Here is a 15,142-nt window from a genome sequence, read left to right as displayed (position 1 = left end):
TTGTGTCTCCCCTACCGGCCGCCAGTTCCCGATAGTTTTGCTGACCGCTGGTGTCACACCGCGACTTTGCTTTGACGCCGAATCATCCTCTGATCTCTTGCTGCACAAATAAGTTAGTTGCTATTCTGCATCAATCCAGTCCGCCGCCGTCGTCGGATATCCCGGCGACCTCGGGGACGGTCCGAGAGGAGTTCGTGGCATGCCCACCGGTGCAGGAGCGCTCGACGAGCCGATCAGGTCGCGGCGAAACCACTGGAACAACCAGATCGCCGTGCATGCGCAGATGCGCCCGGACGCGGTCGCGGTGCGGTTCCGCGGCGTGGACACCACCTGGCGGGAGTTGCATGACCGGTCGCAGAAATTCGCCGACGGACTCGCCCGTCGGGGCATCGGCTTCGGCGATCGCGTTCTGATCCTCGCGCTGAACCACCCCGAGTACCTCGAGGCGGTGGTCGGCATCAGCGCGCTCGGCGCCATCGCGGTCCCGGTCAACTTCCGGCTCACGCCACCCGAGGTCGCCTACATCGTGAACGACAGCGGCGCCACAGCGGTTGTCACCGACGCCGTGTTGCGGCCGCTGGCCACCGCCGTGCGGGCGCAGGCGCCCGCTCTGGCCACCTGCGTGGTGATCGGCGGCAAGTCCGGTGACGGCGTGACCGGTTTCGATGACCTGCTCGCGGAGGCAGGCGAGCCACACACCCCGCGGGATATCCCCGAGGACACCCCGAGCCTGATCATGTACACCTCGGGCACCACAGGCAGCCCGAAGGGCGCGGTGCTGACCCACGCGAACATGAACGCGCAGGCGCTGACCGCTATCCGGGCCCTCACGATCACACCGGATTCGGTCGGACTGTGCACCTCGCCGCTGTTTCATATCGCTGGACTCGGCAGTTTCGCACCGGCTTTCCAGCTCGGCGCGAAGACCGTGTTGCACCCGCTCGGCGCCTTCGACGCCGGTGAGTTCCTGGACGTGCTCGAGCGTGAGGGGGCCACCTCGGCGTTCTGTGTGCCCGCGCAGTGGCAGCTGGTCTGCGACCACCCGACCGTGCGCGAACGCTCGCTCGCGCTCGAGGTGCTGAGCTGGGGAGCCGCGCCCGCGTCGGACACTGTGCTGCGCGCCATGGCCGACTGCTTCCCGAACGCGCGCAACGTGGCGCTGTTCGGCCAGACCGAGATGTCGCCGGTCACCTGCGTGCTGGAGGGCAAGGACGCGATCCGCAAGATCGGCTCGGTCGGCACACCCATCCCGACGATCCAGGTACGCATCGTCGACGAGGAGATGAACGACGTCGCGCCCGGCGAGGTCGGCGAAATCGTCTACCGCGGACCGACTCTCATGCAGTGCTACTGGAACAAGCCGGAGGAGACCGCGGAGGCCTTCGCGGGCGGCTGGTTCCACTCCGGCGACTTGGTTCGTCAGGACGAGGAGGGCTTCGTCTATGTGGTGGATCGCAAGAAGGACATGATCATCTCCGGCGGCGAGAACATCTATTGCGCCGAGGTGGAGAATGTTCTGTTCGCGCACCCGAAGATCCGGGAGGCCGCCGTGCTGGGACGTGCGCACCAGAAGTGGGGCGAGGTGCCGGTCGCGGTTGTGGCGCTGCACAACCCCGATGACGAGTTGACTCTCGCCGAGTTGGAGCCGTTCCTGAACGAGAACCTGGCCCGCTACAAACACCCCAAAGGCCTGGTGCTGGTGCCAGAGCTGCCCCGCAACGCGAGCGGCAAGGTAGTGAAAGCACAACTGCGCAAGGAGTATTCGTCCTGAACGGGACAGCGGTCGGTTTCACGTGAATCGAATGACGGGAGTCGTCGCGGATGCGTAGGGTCGTCCCATGGCGATTCGACGTGTCCGCGCCGCGGTGCTCGCCCTGCACTGGCAGGTGAATGTCATTCGGCCGGAGGGCTTTTTCGGCCCCATGCTGGCCGCGCCCGTGGCGGCCAGCGGCGTGATGCCGCGCGCGATCGAGTTCCACGCGGCGGCACTCGCACTCGGAGTGCCCGTGGTCTTCACCCGGTTCACCATTCCGGTGGGCGAGGGTGAATTCGTGCGCAACACCGGCTTCATGCGCTCGGTAGGTGCGGCGCAGACCGAGTTCCGGCCCGATTCATCCGGCACGGCAATCATTTCGGAGATGGCGGCCCAGCCGACCGAAGTGTTCGACAATCAGAAACTGTCCGGGCTGGCCGGGAGCAAGCTTCCGGAGTGGTTGACCGACCAGGGCATCCGGACACTGTTCGTTACCGGGGTCGCGACCAACCTCACCGTCGAGCAGACTGCGCGCCACGGCACCGATCTCGGGTTCACCGTGCATCCGGTGGCCGATTGCGTGGCCGCGGCCAGCGCAGGAACGCACGAAGCCGCGCTGGCCGACCTCGAACTGGTCACAGCGGGCAGCGTGACCGCTGAGCGTGCGTTGGGGCTGCTCGGGCAAGGCTGACGTGGCCAGGCGAACGACCGCACTCCCTGAGCGCGCCGCCGAACCGACGTGACCGTAGATCTCCGCGACTGTCACCAGAAGCTGATGCCCGACGGCCTCGGACTCAGTCGCCAGATCGAACCCGGTTGGTCAGGCCCGGGCCGACCAGTCGGGTCAAGCGCTGGTACGCCTCGTCGGCCGCGAGCGGCGGGTCGGCCTCGGCGATGGCGCCGAGCAGTCCGATCACGCCCCAGGACAGGAATGTCATGATCGCGGAAAACTCTGCTTCGGACATGTCGAGCTGATCGCGCAGCCGTTCGGCGATGATCTCGGCGACTATCTCCTTGGTTGTGCGGAGCAGCACGGCGCCGCTCTTGCGGCCGAGTAGTGCCCGGTACACCTCAGGATTGTCGGCGGCCAGCCGGAACAGAGTCCGGACCGGCGCGAGCGGTTCGGAGGTGTCGGTGTCCGCGGCTGTCGCGGACACCGCTGTGCGCAGGTAGTCGGTGCTGCTCAGCATGAGCAGGTCATCCTTGTCACGGTAGTGCGTGTAGAACGTGGACCGCCCGACGTCGGCGCGGATCAGGATGTCGCGGACGGTGATCCGGTCGTAGCCGCGTTCGAGCATGAGTTCGATCAGTGCCTGGTGCAGCATGTTCCTGGTGCGCCGAACCCGGCGGTCGGTGCCGCGTCCCGCAGACTGCCCGACTGACAAGGTACCTCCCGAACAAATGTCGCGAATCCGTCCGGTTCCGGACGGTGTCCGCCGCATTGTCTCTGGTCGCCGAGGCGGCGTCGCCCGAACATGAATCCATGACCGGAAACGAACCCCACCCTTCCATTCCTCCCCTGGACGACACCACCGAAGTCGGCGTCTTGCTCACCCAGCCCCGGCGATATCGGATGCTCAAGGCGGCGTTTCTGCTCGGCCGTGGCGGCCGTCTGAATGCTCGACTCGCCCGGCTGGCCTGCCCGGTGCCCGGTGCGTCGGTCGTCGATATCGGATGCGGCCCAGGAGATCTCGCTCGCGTCCTGGCTTGCCAGGCCGGGCGCGTCACCGGGGTGGATCCGTCCGATCAGATGATCGGCTACGCCACCGCACGGTCTCGTGGACTGGCGAACTGCCGGTTCGAACTCGGTACGGCGCAATCACTCCCGCTGCCCGATACCTCGGTGGATGTGGTGACCTCGACCTTCGCCATGCACCACATCCCCGCAGCGTATCGTCCTGCCGCAGTCGCGCAGATGTTCCGGGTGCTGAGACCAGGTGGCAGACTGCTACTCGCCGACACCCATCCAACCGGCCCGATCCTTCGCTCGGTCATGCGTGTCATGGCGCGCGTCGCCGTGCACCGCGCGCACGCCGCCGCGCGTGATCTCGGTGACCCGGTGTCTGCCGTCGATATCCGCGGCTATCGAGATATGCTGCGCGCAGCGGGATTCGAGTCCGTCGAGTTCATCGCGGTTCGGCCGGCGACCGGTGTCCTGCTAGCCGCCAAGCCCTAGACCAAATTCCTCGCCGCCAGCCAGCGCATGGTCGGCCATCCGCAGAAGACCGGAAGCCAGCACGTGAGTACGCGGTACAGCAGCACGGACGGCACCGCGACACCCGCGGGCAGGCCGAACGCGGCCAACCCGCCGATCAGCGCGGCCTCGACCGCTCCGACCCCGCCGGGGGTCGGAGCGGCCGAGGCCAGCGTGCCACCGATCATGGTGACGATGGTGACGGTGATGAATGTGGTGCCACCGCCGAACGCCGCCACGCTGGCCCACAGCGCGCCCGCGAGCCCCAGGGTGATCGCCGCGCAGCCGAGAATGATCACCGAGAATCTCTTCGGGTCACGCGCGAGGTCGACGAGTTCACCGAGCACCTCCTGCAACTGCGGACGAACCGAGGTGTTCAGCCAGCGGCGCAATTTCGGTACGAACATGAACGTGCCGACGATTCCTACGCCGACACCGGCCAGCAGATACAGCACCGTCGCGTCGGGGACGAAGTGCGAGAGATCCGTCGAGGTGCCCGCCGCGATGCTGAATGCGACGAGCAGGCTGATGTGTGTGATCACCTGCACCGCTTGCTGTAGCGCCACCGCGGCGGTGGCTCGTACCGCGCCGATACCGCCCTTCTGTAGGAAGCGCACGCTCAACGCGAGGCCGCCGACCCGTGCCGGTGTGGTCGTCGCGGCGAAGGTGTTGGCGATCTGCATGATCAGCAGATTCCGGAAGCTGACGGCACGGGAGGCACAGGCCCACAGGGCAGCCGCCGCACCGACATAGGTCAGTGCCGAGACCGCCAGCCCGAACACCGCCCACCACCAGTTGGCCGTCTTCAGTTGGGTGAAGAAGGTCGGCACCGCGCTGATGAACGGATAGGCGACGTACACGAGTCCGATCAGCAACACCAGCTGAATGATCTGGTTACGGGAGAACCGGGTGATCTGCTCGGCCTCGATCCGGTCCTGCCCGGTTTGCTTGCGTACCTCCTCGCGGGCACTGGAGAGTGCCGCCTTCCATTCCGGTATCGCCTTGCGGATCCCGGTCGGTATGGCGGATTTGGTCAGTCGACTCGCCGCGGTGAGCACCCGTTGTCCGCCGAGGACGTCGATCGCGGCCCGAACGGCGGATTCCTTGCCGAAGACCGCGGTGGTCGAGACGAGTAACTGTGCGATGTCCGACTGCAACTGAGCGTCCGACGCGCCGAACTCGGCGCTGCCGAAGCCGCTGAAGATGGTGGCGCCGTTCTCGATTCGGATATCGGTCGGGCGTAAGTCACCGTGTGCCATCTGGCCCCGATGCAGTGCGTCCAAAGCTTGCCACACCTCGGGTAGCACGTCGCTGGGCAGTTCGGTGATCGATGTTCCCCGCGGCTTGGTGTGCGCGAAGAGTACCCAGCCGCGCGAGAGTGCCGCGACCCCGACCGGGGTGCAACTGGCCAGTCCGAGGTCGCCCACCGCGATCGCCATCAGCGCGCGGTGCTCGACGACGCGGTGCATGGAACCGTGTAGCGCCGCGGTTTCGCTCGTGCGGAAGGTGAGCCAGCGCCACAGCTGGCGCAGCGCACCGAAACTGCGCTGGTTCTTTCCGTACAACTCGATGATCAACTCGCGCTCCGGACCATCGATGGCCGCGGCCAGCACCAGTGGCCCTCGGCCCGCCGGATGCACCACCGTGAACCCGGTAACCGTATGCCCGCGCTTGGCGAGCACCCGGACGGCGGCGTCGAGCGGCACCTCCAGCGCGGGCGTGCCGACCGCGAGCACGATCACCGCGCCGACCAGCCAGCCGACCGCGAGGCCGAACATCGCCCGTGCGGGTACGACGGTACTGACCACCAGGTGGATGGGCGCGAACGCGAGCAGCAGCACCCACAGCCAACGCCGTGGCCGAGTGGGTAGCCACGGACTGGAGACGGTGAGCACTGCCGCGAGCATCGCGATCCAGCGAGGGTCGTCGAGGAATTGGGAGAGGAAGGTGTCCAATCGGTCGGGCACCTGCAGGTGCCACTTCGGCGCGGACAGCCCCGTGCCGGTGATGGACAGCAGCAGCAGGGCTCCCAGACCGGCCGCGGTGTAGCCCGCCAACAGCTTCCATTGCCTGGTGATGATCAGTTCGATCAGGATGGCGAACGGCAGTGCCAGGATCGCGGTGCCGTAGACCAGATACACCAGGTTCGATTGGTCCGGGTTGAGGAACCCGACGATATTGGAAACCGAACGCTCCAGCGCCAGCCATTCCGGCCGGGTGATCAGCGACGCCGCGATGACGACCGCGACCCACAGCGCCGCGAGGACGACGCGGACGATGTCACTTGTCCGCCGGACCAGCGGCTGTAGCAGGTTGCCGGTGACCGGGATCTCCCGCCCGTCGACTCGCATGTCTCCTCCGCCTCTCCGCGCCTTTCGCCGGTCGTGGGTGCGCCTAACCTACCGTTGCGAGCCGACGGTTCATGGCGCGGCGGAGTTCTGGGCATACCGGCGAGTGGTGTCGGGTCCACCATGACTGGTCGAGCAATAGGCGTGTGGTCTTGCCGAATACGGGCGAACCGATAACGATCGGGTCGGTAGCCGATGCTCTGGAGGCATAAATGGCACTGCAGGAACCGGATCTGACCGGGATGACCGTGGTGGTGACCGGTGCGAGTTCCGGCATCGGCGCCGCGGCGGCGGCCCGGTTCGCCGACCGTGGCGCCACCGTCGCTGTGGTCGGGCGGACGCCGCAACGCACGGCCGAGGTCGCCGCGCGGGTCGCAGGCGTCTCGTTCATCGCCGATTTCGCCTGCTTCGACGAGGTGCGCGAACTGGCCGCCGCGCTGCTCGACCGTTACCCGCGGATCGACGTGCTCGCCAACAACGCGGGCGGCGCTTGGCGCGAGCGCACTATCACCGTCGACGGCAACGAGCTGACTTTCCAGGTGAACCATCTGTCGCCGTTTCTGCTGACCAACCTGCTGCTGGAACGCTTGCAGCAGTCGCGGGCCAGAGTGGTGAACACCGCGAGCACGACCTACCGGATGGCAAGGCTGGACTTGAATACGATCAACGCGCCTGCGGGGTCGTTCAACCAACTCGGCACATACGCGGCGACGAAACTGGCCACCATCCTGTTCACCAGAGAGTTGGCCCGTCGCGCCGCGGACACCTACCTCACCGCCGTGGCGTTCCATCCCGGCGCGGTCGCCACCCATGTGTACGACAACGCCCCATTCGGGCTCGGCAGGCTCATCCGGTCACCACTGTCGCGCCCGTTCGTCCTGCGCGCCGACCAGGGCGCCGAGCCGTTGGTGCACTTGGCCACCGCCGCGAACGCCGCGGCGATCAACGGGCAATACTTCCACCGTTTCGACCTGGAACCGCCGCGTAACAAACAGGCGATCGACGCCGATCTCGCGCAGCGTCTGTGGACGCTGTCCGAAACGGTCACCGGCATCGGTTCGACCGGATAGCAGGCGTTGCGCTCAGGTGGGCATGGCGTCGGGGAGTCGGACGCTCCGGCTCCCCGACGCTGCGTCCGGCTCGACGCCGACCCCGTACACACCACCGGACACGGTGCTCGCGTCCAATTCGACGATCGCCTGCGCGACCCGCTCAGTGGACACCAGGGCGGGAAAACTATTGGGTGCGATGGCATTGGCACGGACGCCGAACTCGGCGAACTCGGCGGCGACACTGCGGGTCACCTGGTTGAGTGCGGCTTTCGACGCCGAGTACACGGTCTGTCCGGGATACACTTCCGAGCCGGAAATACTGGAGACGTTGACGATATTGCGGTTGCGTGCGCGGTTCTCCGCGCCGCGGTGCAGCCAGCAACGCTGGGCGAGACGTGCCGAAAGATGCAGCGGCACACCAACATTGAGCATGAAATGCGGATCGAACTGCTCCAGTGCGGCGTCCCCGTCGACGATGCCGCGCGGGTGCAGCCGAACCTGCGCGGCGTTGTTCACCAGCAGATCGACGTGGCCGAACCGGGCGAGCGCGAGGTCGACCACGCGCTCCACCTCGCCAGGCTGAGTCAGGTCGGCACGCACTACGAACAAGCGCCGATCATTCTCCGGTAACGCAGTTTTCGGCGCGAACGGATCGACGAACCATTCCAGCTGTGACGGCGCGGCCGGCGTGCGCGTGCGGCACACGGCGACGATGTCGTAATCCCGGTAGTAGGCACGGCAGAAGGCATCGCCCAGTGTGCCGCTTGCCCCGGTGAGCAGGCAGACCCGTCGTTCACCAGTGGACAATCTGTTCTCCTCCCCAGCGTCGCTCGGCATCGTCCTTGGCGCGATGGACCCACATCACCACGCTGTTGCGGTCCCTGACGTTGTTGCCTGCGAAGGTGTGCCATGTGCGTGGCGTCACCTCGAACAGGATGAGCGAATTATCGAGAGGCGGTACCAAAGTCACCGAAGGCAGCGCGCCAGCGTCCGCGACGTGATCGTAGAGGGCGGTCTCGCCGCCGTCACCGGGCGCCCAGCCCGGATTGCCGAAATAGAACAGTACCGCGACAGCGCGCACGGTCTCTCGTGCCACCACGCCCGGGGCTCGATCCCCGGTTTTGGTATCCACGGTGTCGTCCGGCAGCCGCACCTCGTCGGCGCCTGGTGCTGCTCCGGGGAACCAGGCCGGATTCAGATCGTTGTGCGGCCAGCCGAACGGGCTACCCGGGGAGTGGTGGTGTACGGATCCCTCGACATCGCCGGTCGCGTCGACTCCGCCGACCCTGGCGATCAAGTCATGCCACTCGCGTGAGGTGAATACCGCGAGGGGACCGTCGCGCACCTCGGCCAGCCGGACCCCGTCCGCGCTGTATCCCTCGGCGATCGACCCGAACAGCGCGGGATGGTCGCGCACCCGGTCCAGTTCGTCGGTCAGCCGTTGATAGAACTCGGGGACGAAGACATCGCGTGCGTACACATGCGGAAACGGTTGGGTGCGGCGGACCCAGCGCCGGTGGGCGAACAACTCCGCGAACCACTGCGGAATGGCTGGTGTCGCGAGCGCCGGCTCGGCTGTCACGTTCACTCCCTCCCGGTCGAACTCTCGGCGATCATATTGCCCGGCCCGGATAGGCCGTAATCCGTGCGACGATCGCAGGATGAACGCGGACGTCCGTGTGTGTTTCGTCGGAGATTCGTTCGTCGCCGGTGTCGGCGACCCTCGATGCCTCGGCTGGCCGGGTCGTCTCGCAGCCATGTCGCACGCGGAGGGCATGCCGCTCACTGCCTACAACCTCGGCGTTCGTCGACAGACCTCGGCTGAGGTCCGTGGCCGGTGGCTCGCCGAGTGCGGCCCCCGGCTTCCCGAGGGCGTTGATGCGCGAATCGTGCTGTCGTTCGGCGTGAATGACGCGATGCAAGACAACGGCCGTCCGCGGGTGGACCCCGATGAGTCGGTGGCCACCGCGGCGAAGTTGCTCGAACAGGCCGGCGAGCGTGGTTGGCGGGTGTTGATGGTCGCCCCGCCCCCGATCGACGACGCCGACCACAATATCCGCACCGCCGCGCTCGATGAGCGATTAGCCCGGACCTGCGCGTTGACCGGTGTTCCGTATGTGCGCGTACACCAGCAACTGCGCGAGAACGGACGGTGGATGGCCGAGGTGCGCGCCGGTGATGGGGCGCATCCTGGCGCGGCGGGCTACGACGAGATCACCGCGCTGATAGCACCGCAGTGGCGGGACTGGTTGTCGCACTGACCATTTCGGTAACCGTGGGGCGGGCGTGTGGCTACGCCTCGATGTCCAGGCGCGCGACGTGGCGCCCGATGGGAGAGGTGCGGTACCCCTCGGTAGGCCTTAGACTGTCTGGGACGTGTACGAGAGCAGTCGAAAGGTGACTTCGATGGGATCCCAGACGGTGGTCGCCGACGTTGCCGATGAGCTGGCGCGCCGGGTTGCCGCGGGGGAATATCAGCCGGGAGATCTCATGCCGTCGGTGCGTCAGGTCGCCGAGGAATTCGACATGAATCGTGCTACCGCACAGCTGACTTTAGGCCGGCTGGAGTCGTACGGCTTCGCCGAGGCTGAGCGCGGCAAGGGATTTACGATTCGTGATGTCCGTCGGACGGGCGGCGTCGAGGTATATCGCCAACTGTTCCGGTTCTCGATCCCGATGCCGGATCTCGCGATCGAGATGTTCCGCGACATCGTCGAGGTCGAGCGCACTCTGGTGCTCGAGACGCTACTCGCGTATACCGGCAGCGCGCACAAGGCCGATGCGGCCGAGCTGAAGGCATCGATCGACGAGCTCGAAACTCTGGCCCGCCAGGATGATCCGGACTTTTCGCAGATTCTCGCCATCGAGGTCGCACTGGTGCGTAGGCTGCTCTCCGCGCTCGGCCGCACCATGCAGCGGGCGATCTTGAATTCGATCGGTGCGATGGTGCTCGAGGTGCCGGAAGCGGTCGAGGCGTACTTCGCCGGCGCCCCGGATCTGCACGTGTTGGTGTGGCGGGCACTTGCCGCGGTGTGGGACTCCGGCTCCGGACCATCCGACGCGCAGATCGCTCTGTTCGAAGACCTGCTCGGGACGTATCACGAGAAGGTCGTTCTGCGGTTCGAGGAGATCATCGGTGCGGTAGCAGAGCAGTCCGGAGCGGTGCACGCCGCCACGGCGTAGCGGGGTTTCGTACACTGCACGAACCGTCTGAGTCGCGAATGGTTCATGTGCTGAGTCTTACTCGTTGGTTCGGGCCTTATATCGGCTGCCGGCGCGGATGTGGGCGTTTATTGTCTCAGACAAATAACCCTCTCGTGGCGTCTGCGTTGCCGAACTACCGACCTGGTCGGCGCCGCCGAGAATGCGATCTGGTCACAGCCGGGTTCGGTTATGCCTCGGTTTGCCATGTGTGTTCGCGACGCGGCGAATGGACCGACCGCGATGCGCGAGTTTTTCTGGGGGGCAGCGCGATCGACCCGAGGTCGTGGCCGAATTTCCGGGTGGTCAGCGCCCGCCGTTGAGCTTGTCGAGGCGGTCGCAGGCCTCGACGTACTCCTCCACCAGTCGGTTCACCACGTCAGCGGAGCGTTCCACCCGATTCATCATGCCGACGATCTGGCCGACCGGATTGAAATTGACGTCCTTGGCGGCCTCCGGGTAGCTGTGTCCGCGTTTGACGCCATCCAGCGCGACCATCATCTGTAGCGGCATCGGTAGGGGGTCGGGGGTGTCGGCCCGCTCCCAGGCGTCGGTCCAGTCGTTGCGCAGCATGCGGGCGGGCTTGCCGGTCCACGCGCGAGAACGCACGGTGTCGTGACTGCTTGCTTCGATATAGGTCTGCATCTGTGCGGGTGGCACATTCGCCTCCTCGACGGTCAGCCACAGGGATCCGGTCCAGGCGCCCGCGGCGCCCATCGCCAGCGCGGCGGCCACCTGCCGACCGTTGCCGATGCCACCCGCCGCGAGCACCGGGAGATCGCCGACGGCGTCGATCACCTGCGGCCACAACACGAGTGACGAGATCTCGCCGCAGTGTCCGCCGCCTTCGGTGCCCTGACAGACCACGAAGTCCAAGCCCGCGTTCTTGTGGTCGAGCGCGTGCTTGACCGAGCCGCACAGCGCGCCGATCAGCCTGCCGGAGGCCTGCACCTGCCTGATCACCTCCGCGGGCGGGGTGCCGAGTGCGTTGGCCACCAGCTTCGCCTTCGGATGCCGCAGGATCACTTCCACCTGCGGGCCCGCGGTGGTCGCGGTCCAGCCGAGGAGCTGGCTGTGCCGTTCGCCCTCGGGCAAATGTGGAACACCATGATCGGCGAGGATCTTCTCGGCAAAGTCGCGGTGTCCCTGTGGGACCATCTCGGCCAGCTTGGCCTCTAACTGCTCGGGGGTCAGGCCGTCGATCCCCTTGCCCTCGTACTTGGACGGAATCACCAGGTCCACGCCGTAGACGCCCGGAACGTGCTCGTCGAGCCAGGTGAGTTCGACCTCGAGTTCTTCGGCGGCGAAGCCGACCGCGCCTAGCACGCCGAGCCCGCCGGCGTTGCTGACCGCGGCCGCCACGTCGCGGCAATGGGTGAACGCGAAGAGGGGAAATTCGATCCCGAGCCGTTCGCAGATTTCAGTTCGCATAGCGTGCTGGTCTCCCTCGCTGCTCCGCCGCGAACGGCGCGGCGCAAATGTCGTAGAACGAGTTACATAAATACTGCCTCATCCGCGGTGGTCACTGCACGTCGAATCGGCCGCAAGCCGCAGATATCGCCATAATGCGGCCCCGGCCTCTTCGACTGGTTGCGACACCGTGCATTGACGGTAACACGTTCTAGTTTAGTCGGGGATATTCGCGTGCCATACCGGGCGATCGGCCGCGCCGCGATCAGGTGGCTGCGCGGTCGAACGACAGGTCGCTGGCGCCCCACCCGGGGCCTAAGGGGCCGATCAGCGCGGCAGTGGCCGCTCGTCGCCGGCGAGTGTAGAAATAACTGCCATTGCGGCGCGTGGGTCAGCAAGTCACCTGCCCGGATGTGCGCATGCCGGCGGACCCTTCGCGCGATTCGGCCGATCGTCGTGGGCGCCGGAGGTGATGGTCGAGTTGGATATCCCGTCCTATGTCCACACCAGCCGAGGTGCGCCGAGCAGGGCTCCCGGAAGTTTGCGAAAGGTCGTAACGATGATGGTGTGGCCCAAAGGATTTCGTAGGTCCGTTGGACGAAGTCGGCGCGCTACCCGGACCGGACCCAGCGTGTTCGGTGAATCACCGGACCTTTGACGCCAGCAGGAATGCCTGGCCGAACCGTTCGTCAGGACGCGGCTCGCGGACCATGCGGGCGATCACGGTGAACCCGGCATCGGTGAGCAACCGCGCGAGGCGCTTGGGCGCCCACCGATAGGCGCGAGCCACTTTGTGGTCGAAGGCTTCCACCGTGTCGGGCAGGTCGGCGGTTTGAAATGCCAGCAGCACGTGACCATGGTCGGCGAGCACTCGATGGAACTCGCGAAACACCATCGGCACGCGATCAGGCGGAAGGTGGATCAGGGAATACCAGGCGACTATCCCGCCGAGGGCGCCATCGTCGATCGATAGCCGCTCCATCGAACCCTGGTCGAAGGAAAGGTGTGGAAATTCCGCGCGAGCGAGCGCGACCATGCGTGCCGAGAGATCGATCCCGAAGACCTCCGCACCCAGTGTTGCGAGGTGCGCGGCTACCTGTCCTGGGCCGCAACCGAGATCGGCCACCGGGCCGGAACTCAGATCGGCCACCGATTCGGCGAATGCGGCGAGCATCGCCCGGTCGAGAGCTCGACTTTCGAGGTTGTGCTTGAAAAGATCCGCATACAGCTGAGCGACGCCGTCATAGCCGGCGCGGGTGGTCGTTATATCAGCGAGTTCTGTCGCTGCGGAATGATCGGTGGAATCCTGCACCCTGGCAGGGTATGTGCAGTCCCGCACCCTGTGCCCGGTATTACCTCATCGCCCGCTGCCGGGTCGAATGCCTGGGCGACGGACAGGCTGTCCTCGTACACGTGATGGCGGGTGATCAGGCCGTTCTGCACCGTGAGACGCAGGGCGAAGCGTGCGCGGTACGCGCGTCCGGTGCGGCGTGCGGTCTGCCGGATCTCGCCGAGCACTACCGCGTCGTCGCCGTCGACCAGAACGCGCTCGACGTGCGTCGCCGCCTCCTCCGGCACATGGTGCTCGGCGATCGCGCGGAAGTGCGCTGCCGCATCGGCCCTGGTCGAGCGGTGCCGAATCCACGGTGTTGCCGCGCGACCGTGTTCGGCGCACGGCCAGTCCAGTTTCCAGTCTGTGTGTTCGGCGTACAACTGCGCGATAGCCTCTGGATCACCGGAACCGATCCGACGCAACAAATCCTCGACGACCACACGGGTGGGTTGTGGCGGGAGCGCAGACATCGGCGGGTCCTTCCTAATGAGAGCGCCACGGCGGTCGGGCGGCACGTTCTCATTCTCAGCACGGGATGCGCCGCAGCGCGATTACCTCTCGGGTAATCCGGCAATGGCCTCCGGCGCGGCGGGGACCACGTGCGATGTGGTCGTGTCGCGGCTGCGGGCGGTGCCGAGAATCGAGCCCAGGATGACCAACGGAAAGCCGATCGCCATACCCGCGGTCATCGGCTCGTCGAGCGCCACGATGCCGAGCAGCATAGCCACCCCCGGATTGATATAGGCGACGACGGTGGCGCGGGCCGGGCCCACCTCGGAGATCAGCGCGAAGAAGAACAGAAAGGCGACCGCCGTGCAGAGTATGGCGAGGCCGAGCACCGACCAACCCGAGTCGGCGGTGATGCGCGTCGGCCACCGCCAGCTCGCGAACGGGGCGTAGATCGCAGCGGCGAGCAGCAGCGAGGCGGTCACCACACCCATTGGTGGGAGGTCGGCCAGCGCGCGGTTGATGACGATCGGGCCGACCGCGTATCCAATCGTCGTCAGCCCGATCGCGCCGATGGCCGCGGGATTGGACAGGTCGATGTCCATCCCGATGAGCGTCGCGACGCCGCCGAAGCCGATCATCAGGCCGACTATTCGGCGCGCGTCGAATCTGTCGTGGCCCAGCACGGTCACGATCACTACCGCGATCAAGGGGACGGCGGCGATCAGCAGCCCGACGGTCGAACTGTTCAATGTGGTTTCCGCGTACCCGATGAGGACCCACGGACCGGTGATCTCCGCCAGGGTGTAGAGCAGTAGCGGCCGCCAGCGGCGGAATACCGGGCCAAGTGTCTTGGTATACAGCGCGATCGGCAACAAGATCAGCCCGCCGATCAGCGTCCGTCCGAACGCGACGACGATCGGGTCCAGATCCGCAACCGCGATCCGGATCATCGCGTAGGGCAGACCCCAGATCACACCCATCGCGAGGAACAGCGCCCACCCGCGTCGCGTCATCGCGCGACCGCCGATCGGTGCGCCAAGACGGGGACGCTCTTGCTCTCTGACATGCTCCGCTCGCTTTCGACGTCCCGGAGCTTAGCCAGATGATCGGATGATCCGACAGATCCAGTTCCCGGCGGCAAGGAGGCCACTTGTGCGCCCCGACCCCTCGTTCGATCGCTCGAGCGTAGTGATATGGGGGCTGCCCAAGCCATATTCAGTAGCCATAGACTGTGCATGGCTCAGGCCTTTCCGAGGGGAAGTGGCCGGACCAGGTTGGAGTACGAGGTGCGGGGTGTGGCGGCCGAGCGGCCCGAGCTGGCTGCGGTTCAGGTCGAACGATGTCTAACTGAACCGGCCGAGCTCAGAACCGACTAGCTGGAAATGGAAGCTAGAACTCGGA

Annotated in this window: 14 protein-coding genes; 6 read left to right on the top strand and 8 right to left on the bottom strand. The window is 66.2% G+C overall.

The window, feature by feature from the left end:
* The first annotated feature begins 199 nt into the window (after window positions 1–199).
* Both fadD5 and AB0C34_RS07845 read left to right on the top strand, forming a co-directional pair.
* Window positions 200–1,771 (top strand): fatty-acid--CoA ligase FadD5, encoded by a 1,572-nt coding sequence (fadD5, locus tag AB0C34_RS07850; RefSeq protein ID WP_357068716.1) that lies wholly within the window; start codon window positions 200–202, stop codon window positions 1,769–1,771.
* Between the two features lie 67 nt (window positions 1,772–1,838).
* Entirely contained in the window at window positions 1,839–2,444 is a 606-nt protein-coding gene (locus tag AB0C34_RS07845; RefSeq protein WP_357068714.1) for a cysteine hydrolase, read from the top strand.
* Window positions 2,445–2,547: 103 nt separating this feature from the next.
* On the opposite strand, the gene AB0C34_RS07840 is transcribed toward AB0C34_RS07845, so the two are convergent.
* Window positions 2,548–3,138, bottom strand: a complete 591-nt coding sequence (locus tag AB0C34_RS07840) for a TetR/AcrR family transcriptional regulator (RefSeq protein ID WP_357068712.1) — start codon at window positions 3,136–3,138, stop codon at window positions 2,548–2,550.
* Between the two features lie 98 nt (window positions 3,139–3,236).
* On the opposite strand from AB0C34_RS07840, the gene AB0C34_RS07835 reads away from it, so the two are divergent.
* Window positions 3,237–3,929, top strand: a complete 693-nt coding sequence (locus AB0C34_RS07835; RefSeq protein WP_357068710.1) for a methyltransferase domain-containing protein — start codon at window positions 3,237–3,239, stop codon at window positions 3,927–3,929.
* Here AB0C34_RS07835 and AB0C34_RS07830 read toward each other — a convergent pair.
* On the bottom strand, window positions 3,926–6,298 hold the full coding sequence (locus AB0C34_RS07830) for a flippase-like domain-containing protein (RefSeq protein WP_357068709.1): 2,373 nt from the start codon (window positions 6,296–6,298) through the stop codon (window positions 3,926–3,928). The two genes, AB0C34_RS07835 and AB0C34_RS07830, sit on opposite strands and share 4 nt — an antisense overlap.
* A 209-nt stretch (window positions 6,299–6,507) precedes the next feature.
* Between AB0C34_RS07830 and AB0C34_RS07825 the strand changes: the two genes are divergently transcribed.
* Window positions 6,508–7,365 carry an SDR family NAD(P)-dependent oxidoreductase gene (locus AB0C34_RS07825; RefSeq protein WP_357068707.1) on the top strand — a complete coding sequence of 286 codons (858 nt, stop codon included), beginning with the start codon at window positions 6,508–6,510 and terminating at the stop codon, window positions 7,363–7,365.
* 12 nt (window positions 7,366–7,377) lie between these two features.
* Here the strand turns inward: AB0C34_RS07825 and AB0C34_RS07820 are convergent, their stop codons facing one another.
* Both AB0C34_RS07820 and AB0C34_RS07815 read right to left on the bottom strand, forming a co-directional pair.
* Window positions 7,378–8,154 carry an SDR family oxidoreductase gene (locus AB0C34_RS07820; RefSeq protein ID WP_357068705.1) on the bottom strand — a complete coding sequence of 259 codons (777 nt, stop codon included), beginning with the start codon at window positions 8,152–8,154 and terminating at the stop codon, window positions 7,378–7,380.
* Window positions 8,141–8,929, bottom strand: coding sequence for a 2OG-Fe(II) oxygenase (locus tag AB0C34_RS07815; RefSeq protein WP_357068703.1), 789 nt, complete (start codon window positions 8,927–8,929; stop codon window positions 8,141–8,143). The genes AB0C34_RS07820 and AB0C34_RS07815 overlap by 14 nt, the downstream gene beginning before the upstream one ends.
* A 79-nt stretch (window positions 8,930–9,008) precedes the next feature.
* Here AB0C34_RS07815 and AB0C34_RS07810 point away from each other — a divergent pair, with 79 nt between their 5' ends.
* Window positions 9,009–9,608 (top strand): GDSL-type esterase/lipase family protein, encoded by a 600-nt coding sequence (locus AB0C34_RS07810; protein ID WP_357068701.1) that lies wholly within the window; start codon window positions 9,009–9,011, stop codon window positions 9,606–9,608.
* Between the two features lie 145 nt (window positions 9,609–9,753).
* Complete coding sequence (locus AB0C34_RS07805) at window positions 9,754–10,530, top strand: GntR family transcriptional regulator (RefSeq protein ID WP_357068699.1); 777 nt, start codon at window positions 9,754–9,756, stop codon at window positions 10,528–10,530.
* A 324-nt stretch (window positions 10,531–10,854) separates the two neighbouring features.
* Here the strand turns inward: AB0C34_RS07805 and AB0C34_RS07800 are convergent, their stop codons facing one another.
* From AB0C34_RS07800 to AB0C34_RS07785, 4 genes are all read right to left on the bottom strand, one after another.
* The gene (locus tag AB0C34_RS07800) at window positions 10,855–11,979 is read right to left on the bottom strand and encodes a nitronate monooxygenase family protein (protein ID WP_357068698.1); all 1,125 of its coding nucleotides are present in this window, start codon (window positions 11,977–11,979) and stop codon (window positions 10,855–10,857) included.
* A 622-nt stretch (window positions 11,980–12,601) separates the two neighbouring features.
* Window positions 12,602–13,270 (bottom strand): class I SAM-dependent methyltransferase, encoded by a 669-nt coding sequence (locus AB0C34_RS07795; protein ID WP_357068696.1) that lies wholly within the window; start codon window positions 13,268–13,270, stop codon window positions 12,602–12,604.
* Window positions 13,222–13,761 carry a nuclear transport factor 2 family protein gene (locus AB0C34_RS07790; protein WP_357068694.1) on the bottom strand — a complete coding sequence of 180 codons (540 nt, stop codon included), beginning with the start codon at window positions 13,759–13,761 and terminating at the stop codon, window positions 13,222–13,224. Before AB0C34_RS07790 ends, AB0C34_RS07795 begins: the two co-directional genes overlap by 49 nt.
* Window positions 13,762–13,842: 81 nt before the next feature.
* Entirely contained in the window at window positions 13,843–14,754 is a 912-nt protein-coding gene (locus AB0C34_RS07785; protein ID WP_357068692.1) for a DMT family transporter, read from the bottom strand.
* Between the last annotated feature and the right edge of the window lie 388 nt (window positions 14,755–15,142).

This window comes from Nocardia sp. NPDC049220, from assembly GCF_040647855.1.
Classification (GTDB): Bacteria; Actinomycetota; Actinomycetes; order Mycobacteriales; family Mycobacteriaceae; genus Nocardia.
This window is presented reverse-complemented; position numbering and strand designations above follow the sequence as displayed.